At 53.6% G+C, this 981-nt stretch carries 1 rRNA gene; it reads left to right on the top strand.

The features are described from left to right. Positions 1–957, top strand: a 16S ribosomal RNA gene (locus ACFS5O_RS19320); the annotation flags it as partial. Between the last annotated feature and the right edge of the window lie 24 nt (positions 958–981).

Genomic DNA, 981 nt, shown 5'->3' with positions numbered 1-981 from the left:
GTCTCTTAAGTCTGATGTGAAAGCCCACGGCTCAACCGTGGAGGGTCATTGGAAACTGGGAGACTTGAGTGCAGGAGAGAAAAGTGGAATTCCACGTGTAGCGGTGAAATGCGTAGAGATGTGGAGGAACACCAGTGGCGAAGGCGGCTTTTTGGCCTGTAACTGACGCTGAGGCGCGAAAGCGTGGGGAGCAAACAGGATTAGATACCCTGGTAGTCCACGCCGTAAACGATGAGTGCTAGGTGTTGGGGGGTTCCACCCTCAGTGCTGAAGTTAACACATTAAGCACTCCGCCTGGGGAGTACGACCGCAAGGTTGAAACTCAAAGGAATTGACGGGGGCCCGCACAAGCAGTGGAGCATGTGGTTTAATTCGAAGCAACGCGAAGAACCTTACCAGGTCTTGACATCCTTTGACCACTCTAGAGATAGAGCTTTCCCCTTCGGGGGACAAAGTGACAGGTGGTGCATGGTTGTCGTCAGCTCGTGTCGTGAGATGTTGGGTTAAGTCCCGCAACGAGCGCAACCCTTGACCTTAGTTGCCAGCATTCAGTTGGGCACTCTAAGGTGACTGCCGGTGACAAACCGGAGGAAGGTGGGGATGACGTCAAATCATCATGCCCCTTATGACCTGGGCTACACACGTGCTACAATGGATGATACAAAGGGTTGCGAAGCCGCGAGGCCAAGCCAATCCCAAAAAGTCATTCTCAGTTCGGATTGTAGGCTGCAACTCGCCTACATGAAGCCGGAATTGCTAGTAATCGCGGATCAGCATGCCGCGGTGAATACGTTCCCGGGCCTTGTACACACCGCCCGTCACACCACGAGAGTTTGTAACACCCGAAGTCGGTGGGGTAACCCTTTTGGGAGCCAGCCGCCGAAGGTGGGACAGATGATTGGGGTGAAGTCGTAACAAGGTAGCCGTATCGGAAGGTGCGGCTGGATCACCTCCTTTCTATGGAGATTATGAAACACCTTC

It is taken from the genome of Fictibacillus nanhaiensis, assembly GCF_042686385.1.
Taxonomy (GTDB): Bacteria; Bacillota; Bacilli; order Bacillales; family Fictibacillaceae; genus Fictibacillus; species Fictibacillus nanhaiensis.
The sequence above is the reverse complement of the archived record's forward strand: the minus strand, read 5'-3'. Positions and strand labels throughout refer to the sequence as shown.